Annotated in this window: 1 protein-coding gene; it reads left to right on the top strand. The window is 40.9% G+C overall.

Going from position 1 to position 585, the window contains the following annotated elements:
* Nucleotides 1–585, top strand: a 585-nt coding sequence (locus C1E58_RS12110) for a hypothetical protein (RefSeq protein WP_161951302.1), incomplete at both ends; no start/stop codon positions are given.

Raw genomic sequence — 585 nt, 5'->3', positions numbered from 1 at the left:
CTGTCATTTACGGCAAAGGATAAGCGTTTTAATAACAAGTCTTGGCTGGAAGAACGAAATAAGCTCATAAAAGACGTTTTCCAAGTCTTTAAGTATGAGATTGGGATATTTGACCAGGAGACTCAAATCGCTCAGAAAAAGCTTTATAAGGGCGCTAAAGACGATTACAAAGAGTATGCTCAAAACTGGAATAGAGAAGCTAAAAGGCTTATGAATCAGCGGAAAGAGATTGAGCCTTATCAACGTGAAGCTAAAAAGTTAGGAGCAGAAGGGCGAGAGTTACAAAAACGATTACCTGGAGTAAACGAAGCTCGTCAAAGACTTGCCAAAAAACGTGGCATATTAGACCAAGCCCAGTACGCTCTTACTCGAAAAGACCTGGATAAGCAATTGGTCAAAGATTATGAACGTGATAGTAACGCTCTGGCGAAGCGTGTAGAATCGCCGTTTTTTAAGGGTTATCGTGCTAAAAATGTCCTGGAGTATCTCCAAGATATTTATCGGAACATCAAGCTGATACGAGAGATCTTTGAGTCTGGAAGAGAAAAGCTCTATCAGACCGTGGGGACGATTAGCAAGTATCAA

The sequence above is a fragment of the Streptococcus suis genome, assembly GCF_002964575.1.
Classification (GTDB): Bacteria; Bacillota; Bacilli; order Lactobacillales; family Streptococcaceae; genus Streptococcus; species Streptococcus suis_R.
This window is presented reverse-complemented; position numbering and strand designations above follow the sequence as displayed.